This is a genomic window from Curtobacterium sp. MCBA15_001, from assembly GCF_001864835.1.
GTDB lineage: Bacteria > Actinomycetota > Actinomycetes > Actinomycetales > Microbacteriaceae > Curtobacterium.
In genome coordinates this window covers 225,036-233,600 of record NZ_MJGI01000027.1, presented here as the reverse complement: position 1 = coordinate 233,600, position 8,565 = coordinate 225,036, and the positions used below count along the sequence as shown (strand labels likewise).

The following is an 8,565-nucleotide window of genomic DNA, read 5'->3' as shown; positions in this document are numbered from 1 at the left end:
TCACCACGAGCGTCGTGTTCCTCGTCATCATCGCCGCGATCATCACCTTCCTCGTGATCCGGCTCCGCCGCGACGAACCCGCCCAGCGCAGCCACCTGACCGTCTGACGTCCGACCTTCGTCGGCCGCCCCACTGGTTGGGCGGTCGCCGTGACTTGTCCTGGAAGGACCGCCATGCTCTCCACCGTTCCGCTCGCCGTGAGCCTGTTCGACGCTGCGTCCGTGCTGCATTCGTTCGGTCCGTACGTCCTCGCCGGTATCGCACTGCTGATCTTCATCGAGTCCGGGGTGCTGTTCCCCTTCCTGCCCGGTGACTCGCTCCTGGTCACCGCAGCGATCATCAGCAGCACCCTCGGGGTTACGCCGTGGCAGGTCGCGCTCGTGGCATCGATCGCCGCGATCGCCGGTGACCAGGTCGGGTACTGGATCGGGAAACGGTACGGCCGCCGCCTGTTCAAGGACGACGCCCGGATCCTCACTACCGCCCGCCTCAACGAAGCGGAAGCGTTCTTCACCAAGTGGGGCGGACTCAGCCTGGTCCTCGGCCGGTTCGTCCCGATCGTCCGCACCTACGTGCCGCTAGCTGCCGGCACCGCGCAGATGCACTACCGACGGTTCCTGCTGTTCAACCTCATCGGCGCGATCTCCTGGGCGTGCGGCCTCACCGCCGTCGGCGTGCTCCTCGGCGGCATCCCGCTGATCGCCCACAACATCGACGCGCTGATGATCGTCATCATCCTCGTCTCGATCCTGCCCATCGTCATCGGCGCGCTCCGCCGCCGCCACGTCGCCCGGAAGAACCGCGCAACCTCGTCGGCACCGTCGCACCCGATCGGAGGTGACAGGTGAGCCCCGAGGTGAGCTCGCGGAATCGTGTGCCGGAGCCGACGGCGTCGTTCTGGCTCATCAAGATCCTCACGACCGGGATGGGTGAAGCACTGTCGGACTTCCTGGTCACTCGATTCGACCCCGTCCCGACGGTACTCATCACCGCGGTCCTCTTCCTCGTGGTCCTCGTTGTGCAGCTCCGGGCAGACCGGTACCGGCCCTGGCTCTACTGGGGAACGGTGTCGATGGTGGGAGTGTTCGGCACGATGGTCGCCGACGTCACCCACGTTGCACTCGGTGTGCCGTACTTCGTCTCGACCCCGGTGTTCCTCACTGCGCTCGTCGCCGTGTTCGTGCTTTGGCACCGCACCGAAAGCACCGTCGACGTGCACACAATCACGACCACCCGTCGGCAACTGTTCTACTGGGCCGCCGTGATCACGACCTTCGCGATGGGGACCGCCGCCGGCGACCTCGCCGCCAGCACCCTGCACCTTGGCTACCTCAGCGGCGGCCTCGTGTTCGTGGCAGCGATGGTCATCGTCGTTCTCGCGCGCGTGACGTCGGTCGTCGGTCCGGTGACGGCGTTCTGGACCGCGTACGTCCTCACCCGGCCCATCGGAGCATCGTTTGCCGACTTCGTCGCCGTTCCCAACGCGCGCGGCGGTCTCGCCGTAGGAACCGGGCTGGTCAGCGCGATCCTACTCATCGTGATCGCTTTCGCGGTGGCGTGGACGAGGCGCCTTCGTCCCCTCAGCTCGTCTGCTGCCGGAGCAGCACGAGACGTCCGGTAAGCCATCGACTATCGAGACTCCTTGCCGCAGTATTCGAGCGGGGAATCGGACGCCCGCTGGGGTCCCAGTCGGCCAGCCCGTGCCGTAGCATCCATAAGATGCGAACAATGCGCAGCTTTCAGACCGCGGACGTGTCTGATCCAGTGATGGCGAAGTACTCGATGGTTGCCGCTGTGCTGGAGGCAACCTTGTACTCGCTCAAGATGGCACGCGTCGCGCGCCTAGGGGGGTACGACGAAATCACCCTGGAGGATCTTGCACGTGAGTTTCGAGAGGGCTCGGGCGACGCCGGGATCTGCTTCGAGTGGACCGTCCACGACGCGATCGCGCGTCGTGACCCGTTGATCCACCCGCTTGCGAGCCAAGTGTTGGAGGACTTCTGCGGAATCGGCGACGGAGCCGACTCCATCCTGTTCGGCCCAGAGAAGGATGGGCGCATCCCGATCCTTGAGTCGGTGAACGAGGCCCTCACCCCAGACTCGCGACTCTACGTAGGCAAGCGCGGGCATCCGCCCAAGCTCCAGCGCTACATTCCGGACATCATCGAAGCTTTCCATGCCAAGGGCGATGGGGAAAAGCTGCCGCGTTCGATATCCGGGATCTGGAAGGCCGATTTGTTCATCGGAAATCCGCAGTCCGACAAGTGGGTGGGCACAACGGTGAAGTCTCGAGCGGGTGGCCTTCAGGGCGCGTCCGGCCTGCGGATCGGCATCTACCCCTCAGAAAGTCCGCGCGACACGCCCCGGAGAGACGGAAGACTGGGTCTCATCCGCCTTCCCCTGCCGTACGACGGCGGTTTCAGTGAGCTTTACTACAAAAGCTTCTTTCTTGTTCGGGCGTTTCTTCGCGCTGATGCACTGCTGCCGAGCAGGGTAGATCTCCCAGATGCGGAAGATCGATACATCACGGACGAACTCCGCGCGCGGGCCGAGTTCCCAGCTCGAGAGGTGATCGGAGCGGTTCGAGCAATGTCGCAATCGGATCTTCTCAAAACGGAAGATGTGCAACTTGTGCAGTCTGACGTTTCCCTTAGCGTCGATGGGCTTGCAGAAACCGTAGATGATGACACCGAAGGTGCGGTCTCGTTGGCGCCGGCACCGCTCCTAGGAGGCTGAGTGCGTTCCCTGCGACCTCGGCTCGCATCTCGGCCGCAGGGAGTCGGTCTGCAGTCCGCGTCCTGAATGACGCGGACTGTAGGCCCGGCATTCGCCGCTTACCAGTCCCAACAGGGGATCGGCTAACGAGATGGTAGGGGGCGGGCGCCACAGGGTTCTGGCTCCGGAGCTTCCGATGGCGGCCCAGATGCGGTGTGATCCTCCGACGGTTCGATCCGGCCCACTAGTGTTTCGCCATGAGCAGCGCGACGGGCAAGGGCGGTGCCCCGGCGACAAGGAGCGCTCCGGGCACCTGGAGGCGCATCGTGATCGTGCTCCTCGTCCTCGTGACAGCGCTGGCGATCGCTCGCTACGCCTTACTGTTCCTCTCTGCGACTGAAGGCGACACTCCGCCGGCGTCCGTTGTCGCACTTCCCTCTGGTTCTGAGGTCGTGGGCGACGACGTTGAGTGCGGGTCCGGTGGTTGCTGGCGGCTCCTCACGGTGCGACCTCCAACCGAGATGACTGCGGAATTTCTGGCCAATGAGCTCGAGCACCGGATGAGTGGCACCGTGTGTGATCCCCGAACTGTCGATCTGTCTTCCGAGGTCGACGTGGGGTTCTTGGTCGTGCGTGCCGCCTACTGGTCCTGAGCCCGAAAGTCGATCGTCTACCGGACCGGTCGCTGTTCGGGAGTTGAATGTCACGGTGCGTAGAGGACGGGTACTGGCAGCTGCTGTACTGCCGCTGTTCTCCTTGATGCTGTCGAGTTGCACCGGACCGCGCGCCTGCTCGGGGGCTGCGTCCTACCCACCGAGTGTGTGGTTCGACGGCGCCAGTTGGGCGGCGGCGCATCCCGGGAGCCTCCTCATATGCACGGACAGTCTCTGCAAGACCTTCAGCACTGGGGACCTGACTGCTACACAGCAACTAGTCGTCTCGAACGACGACGAAGGGCACGGACGTGCGGCGGTCACGCTACGAATCTCCGGCAACGACGGCACGAAGGTCGACGTCTCGCAGCGCGTGACGCTGCACGATCTCGTGGAGCACAGCGCCTGCGGAGTTTAGAACCAATGGCAAGCCGACGTTTCGCTCGGCTCCAACGGCCACATCACCATGACCGACGCCGAAACCGGACCAGGCCCGTTCTCCCCAACGCACACGCCGTCTCACTGACCGATCCGTGACCGGGCACACCACCGGCATGGTCCGCGACAGGATCGGTGGTCCGGGGCGACGGTCCTGCTTGCGGCGCGTGTGCGGTGCTTGGCACAGTTGCCCGATGATGCTGCCTGCTGACGCGCACGTGCACAGTGAGTTCTCCTGGGACGCGGCGACGGATCCGGCTTCAGAAGACCTGATGCGCCGGATGTGTGCCCGTGCGGAGCGGATCGGCCTGCCGGCGCTCGTGTTCACGGAACATCTTGACTACGAGGACCAGTGGTTCGTAGACGAAGGCGACATGGGCGCATTCGCGGGCACCTTGGTCGAACCGAACGGTCGTGTGTCGCTGCCGCCCTTCGACCTTGACGGATACCTCGACGCCATCGACCGGTGCCGACGCGAGTTCCCCGGCGTCCGCATCCTGACTGGTGTCGAGTTCGGACAGCCACACCTCTGGGCAGACGCGGCTGCGAGCGTGTTGTCGAGGGGCGTCGTCGATCGGGTGAACGGTTCCCTGCACATGCTGCCGTTCGCCGACGCGCACCGCACCGAACCGGTCACGCTGTTCCGGCACCGGCCGGCTGCTGATGTCATGTGGGCGTACTTGGAGGAGATCCCACGAATGGTCGCCGGCTCGGACGCGTTCGAGGTCTTCACACACATCGACTACGCAGCACGAACGTGGCCCAGTGACGTTGCAGGACCGTTCGACCCACGTGTGTTCGAGGAGGGGTTCCGAGCTGCAATGCGGAGCATCGCGGATTCCGGGCGAGCGCTTGAGATGAACACGCGACGGTTGTGGTCCTGGGTACCGCAGTGGTGGGCGGAGGAAGGTGGCCGAGCTGTTTCGTTCGGAAGTGACGCCCACGCACCCGACGCGCTCGCTTCGGGCTTCCCGGAAGCAGTCGCGATGCTCGAGTACTTCGGATTCCGAGCAGGTCGGCGCGCTGAAGACCTCTGGATTCGATGACGCTCGCGCCTCACCAGCAACCGTGAATCTGCGCGACTCCACCACGTTCTAACCGTCCGATAGCCGATCGACTACCGGACACTCCTAGGCTCGGACGATGGGGATGAACAAGGATCGACGGCTGGCAGTGATCGTCGGGAGCACGGTAGGGATAGTCGTGGGTCTCGGGGTAGCCATCTCGGCAGGGTTCGGCCTCTTCGGTTCGTGATCTAACTACCTCACAGACCGATCCTCGATCGGGCGGGTGGGCGATAGCTTCGGAGTATGCCGGTTTCTGAGTACGTGCGATCGCTACGAGAGCAGGTCGGCAGCAGCTACCTTCTCCTTCCCGGGGTGACCGCGGTCGTCCAAGACGGCGATCGCTTCCTCATCGCCCGACAGCGCGACTCGAGACGGTGGGGCCTGATCGGCGGCGGAGTTGAACCCGGCGAAGAGCCACACGCCGCGCTGCAGCGCGAAGTGCGAGAAGAACTCGGCGTCGGCAGCGAAATCATCCGCATCTTCGGCGCCTACGGCGGCTCCCTTCTCGAGAACGTCTACCCCAACGGTGACCATGTCGGGTACGTGACGGTGGCCTACCTCTGCTCGCTTGATGCTGCGGCGTTCGCCCTCGAAGAAGACGAAGTGCTCGAGATCCAGTGGGTCAATCTCTGCGAGCTCGGTGAGCTGGATCATCACGAGTGGATCGACCAAGTGCTGCACGACGCCGTCCGATGACCGATGGGAAACCGGATGGGGCGATAGACTGCCTAGCAACGAAACCTCTGCCGACCACGGCGGAGGTTTTCTTGTATGAGCACCCTCACGCCCCTGACCATCCACGCCGCTGACGAACGACACCGCCCACAGCTCGAACAGCTCTGGACCATGTTCCGGCACGAGATGTCCGCGTACACCGGCACACTCCCCGACGAGCACGGCCGCTTCCGACAAGAACGACTCGATGCCGGAATCTCCGAACCGGGCTGGTCCGCACACGTGTTCCAGCTCGGGCCGCACCCGGTCGGGTTCGCGGTCCTCCGCGGACTCGACACCGAGGAGCACGTAATCAGTAGCTTCTTCATCGTGCACGGAGCGCGACGCTCTCGCGTCGGACGATCAGCCGTGACAGAGCTGACCGCCGCGCACCCCGGTCGGTGGGCTGTTGCCTTCCAGGACCGCAACGAAGTCGCAGCGAAGTTCTGGCACACGGTCGCTGCTGAGCTCGACCGGTCGTGCACGTTCGAGCAACGCGACGTCCCCGGCCGACCCGAACTGCCCTCCGACTCCTGGGCACGATTCAGTGTCCGATAGCCGATCGGCTACCGAGACCGACGGCTATCGGGATGGTGGTCGGCCGTTGGTTCAATCGGCATGGTGAAGCGTTCTTTGCTCGCGCTCTGCGCTCCGGTGCGGCAGTAGAACAGGATCGCGCCCGCGTTCCACGCTGGTGTCTGCCATTGAAGTTCGGTGTCGCCGACTGAGCGCGCGTGCGCGCAGGCGGCGTTGAACAGCAGTCGCCCGACGCCATGTCCACGGTACCTTCCGTCGACGAATAGGCAGTCGAGGTGTGCGAAGGTCTGACCGGTCCAGGTGGAGACCTCGCGCGTCATGCTCGCGTACCCGAGCACCGTGTCGTCGATGCTCGCGATAAAAACAGTGACCCGGCCGATGGCTGTGAGGTCGGCCATGCGCCCTTCCCAGTCCTCGGGTACGACGGCGGCGCTCTGCTCGTACCGGGCGTAGGCCTCGACAAGCGTCCGGACCGGGGCAAGCTCTGCCCGAGCCCGAGCCCGAGCCCGAGCCCGAGCCCGAACCTGCCGTACCGTTACGCTCACGTGTCCGCCAGAGTGGGCGTGGGTGCCGGAGCGGTCAGCGGGTCCGGGGCCTGCCGCGACCGGCCGCTGTCGGAGACGACGGCGAGGCCCTCTCGTGCCCAATATTCGAACCCGCCGATGAGTTCCCGCACGTTGGTGTAGCCCATCCGGGAGAGCGCGAGCGCCGCCCGCGTGCTGCCGTTGCAGCCCGGTCCCCAGCAGTACACCACCACGGCAGTGTCCTGGTCGGGCACAACCGCCGCAGCACGGGCGGCGAGGTCGACGGTGGGGACGTGCACGGCACCCGGGATTCGTCCCTGACTCCAGGCTGCGTCGTTTCGGACGTCAAGCACGATCGGGGCTGTACCCGCAGCACGCTCCGCGGCGAGGTCGGACGGGTCGGTCTCGTAAGTCAACTTCGCGGCGAAGAAGTCGGCCGCGGTCAGTGTCGTTTGCACCCCTTCATCGAAGCGTGCAAGACGGTCTCCGCGGAACCCGAATCGAACGGCACTCGACCGCCTCGACCGCGGAACCGACGGTAGATTCCAACCCATGCCGTCGAATCCGCAGCAGCCTCTCGATACGACCGATCACGCGATCATCGCGGAGCTTCAGCGCGATGGCCGGACGAGTGTCGCGCAGCTCGCCCGAGCAGTGAACCTCTCCGCGAGCGCGACCGCTGAGCGGGTCCGCCGCCTGACCGACGCCGGCGTAATCACCGGCTACTCGGGCACCGTCGACCCGGAAGCGCTCGGGTACACCGTCACGGCGTTCGTGCGGCTCGCGTACCCGTCCGGGAACTACAAGCCCTTCCACGACCTCGTTGCCGACATGCCCGAAGTCATCGAGGCGCACCACGTCACAGGCGCAGACTGCTTCATCATCAAGGTGCTCGCCCGATCGATGCGGGACCTGGAGCGGATCACCGGACGGCTCGCGACGCTCGGGGGGATCACCACGAACGTCGTGTACTCGAGCCCCGTCCCTGCGCGACACGTGCAACCTGCATGAGCAGCAGCCGATTGCGCAGAGCGGAGCGCGCCGGAACCCTCCCGTGATTCTCACCCCCCGTCACTGCACGCCGCTGTGTCCGATAGCCGCTGGCCCCACGGACGTCGACAGCAGCTAGGTTGGCGCGATGGACGTCTTGAGCGCGAAGGTTCTGGGCTCGATCGCGCTTGCCTTCGGCCTGGTATTCGTCGCGACGTCGATCGTTCGCCTCACGCGGCCAGACCTCGACGTGATCCTGGTGATCTTGAACACCGCGCTCGGACTCTTTCGGCTCGGCGCTGGCATCTGGTTATGGCGCTTCGCACTCCGGAAGGCGAAGCACGGCCGGTAGAGGATCGGTCAACGGACGTGGCTCTGGCCGTTGTGACCAATCGCGCGGATGATGTGCGGCGTGCTCTCGATTCGACCGCGATCCAGTGATGACTGCCATCTGATCGTGTCGTGGGTGCCGGACGCCGAGGCGCTGTACCTCTTCGCCGGCCCCCGCCTGCGATGGCCTCTGACTTTCAACCAGCTCACAATCGGCGAACAGAGCCCTGAACGAACGGCATGGGTGGCCGTTGACGCTGGTCCCGAACCGATCGGCCAGTTCGAACTCACGATGCACGACAGCCATGCTCACCTCGGACGGGTTCTGCTCGATCCCACCGTGCGAGGCCGCGGCTTGGCCCACGACTTAGTGCGGCTTGCCGTCGCACAAGCACGTGCACTCGGTGCGACCTCGATCGGCCTCAACGTCGTGACGGGCAACCGTCCGGCGCTACGGACGTACGAACGCGCGGGCTTCGTCGAGACCAGTCGACAGGATGCCGTCGGGTCTCTCGCGATGACATTGAACCTGGCGACCCATGTCCGATAGCCGGTCGTTTACCGAGACGGAGCGTCGAGTGTCTCCGTCCACGTACT

The 8,565-nt window shown here is 65.0% G+C and carries 12 protein-coding genes; 10 read left to right on the top strand and 2 right to left on the bottom strand.

Going from position 1 to position 8,565, the window contains the following annotated elements; all coding sequences use genetic code 11:
* Nucleotides 1-173: 173 nt before the first annotated feature.
* The 7 genes from BIU90_RS17110 to BIU90_RS17075 all read left to right on the top strand — a co-directional run bounded on the left by BIU90_RS17110 (nt 174) and on the right by BIU90_RS17075 (nt 6,145).
* Nucleotides 174-848 (top strand): DedA family protein, encoded by a 675-nt coding sequence (locus tag BIU90_RS17110; RefSeq protein WP_071297659.1) that lies wholly within the window; start codon nt 174-176, stop codon nt 846-848.
* On the top strand, nt 845-1,621 hold the full coding sequence (locus BIU90_RS17105) for a hypothetical protein (RefSeq protein ID WP_217640106.1): 777 nt from the start codon (nt 845-847) through the stop codon (nt 1,619-1,621). Before BIU90_RS17110 ends, BIU90_RS17105 begins: the two co-directional genes overlap by 4 nt.
* Nucleotides 1,622-1,719: 98 nt before the next feature.
* Nucleotides 1,720-2,736, top strand: coding sequence for a hypothetical protein (locus BIU90_RS17100; RefSeq protein WP_139195350.1), 1,017 nt, complete (start codon nt 1,720-1,722; stop codon nt 2,734-2,736).
* Between the two features lie 236 nt (nt 2,737-2,972).
* Nucleotides 2,973-3,368 (top strand): hypothetical protein, encoded by a 396-nt coding sequence (locus BIU90_RS17095; protein ID WP_071297657.1) that lies wholly within the window; start codon nt 2,973-2,975, stop codon nt 3,366-3,368.
* A gap of 632 nt (nt 3,369-4,000) precedes the next feature.
* On the top strand, nt 4,001-4,852 hold the full coding sequence (locus tag BIU90_RS17085; RefSeq protein WP_071297655.1) for a PHP domain-containing protein: 852 nt from the start codon (nt 4,001-4,003) through the stop codon (nt 4,850-4,852).
* Between the two features lie 333 nt (nt 4,853-5,185).
* Complete coding sequence (locus tag BIU90_RS17990; protein WP_254787100.1) at nt 5,186-5,569, top strand: NUDIX domain-containing protein; 384 nt, start codon at nt 5,186-5,188, stop codon at nt 5,567-5,569.
* Between the two features lie 75 nt (nt 5,570-5,644).
* On the top strand, nt 5,645-6,145 hold the full coding sequence (locus BIU90_RS17075) for a GNAT family N-acetyltransferase (protein ID WP_071297653.1): 501 nt from the start codon (nt 5,645-5,647) through the stop codon (nt 6,143-6,145).
* Between the two features lie 8 nt (nt 6,146-6,153).
* On the opposite strand, the gene BIU90_RS17070 is transcribed toward BIU90_RS17075, so the two are convergent.
* Both BIU90_RS17070 and BIU90_RS17065 read right to left on the bottom strand, forming a co-directional pair.
* Nucleotides 6,154-6,669, bottom strand: a complete 516-nt coding sequence (locus BIU90_RS17070) for a GNAT family N-acetyltransferase (protein ID WP_071301384.1) — start codon at nt 6,667-6,669, stop codon at nt 6,154-6,156.
* Nucleotides 6,666-7,106, bottom strand: a complete 441-nt coding sequence (locus tag BIU90_RS17065; RefSeq protein WP_254782961.1) for a rhodanese-like domain-containing protein — start codon at nt 7,104-7,106, stop codon at nt 6,666-6,668. Before BIU90_RS17065 ends, BIU90_RS17070 begins: the two co-directional genes overlap by 4 nt.
* A 94-nt stretch (nt 7,107-7,200) precedes the next feature.
* On the opposite strand from BIU90_RS17065, the gene BIU90_RS17060 reads away from it, so the two are divergent.
* The 3 genes from BIU90_RS17060 (at nt 7,201) to BIU90_RS17050 (ending at nt 8,518) form a co-directional block, all read left to right on the top strand.
* On the top strand, nt 7,201-7,659 hold the full coding sequence (locus tag BIU90_RS17060; RefSeq protein ID WP_071297651.1) for an Lrp/AsnC family transcriptional regulator: 459 nt from the start codon (nt 7,201-7,203) through the stop codon (nt 7,657-7,659).
* Nucleotides 7,660-7,786: 127 nt separating this feature from the next.
* Complete coding sequence (locus BIU90_RS17055) at nt 7,787-7,990, top strand: hypothetical protein (protein ID WP_071297650.1); 204 nt, start codon at nt 7,787-7,789, stop codon at nt 7,988-7,990.
* 60 nt (nt 7,991-8,050) lie between these two features.
* Nucleotides 8,051-8,518 carry an N-acetyltransferase gene (locus BIU90_RS17050; protein ID WP_175470247.1) on the top strand — a complete coding sequence of 156 codons (468 nt, stop codon included), beginning with the start codon at nt 8,051-8,053 and terminating at the stop codon, nt 8,516-8,518.
* Nucleotides 8,519-8,565: the final 47 nt, after the last annotated feature.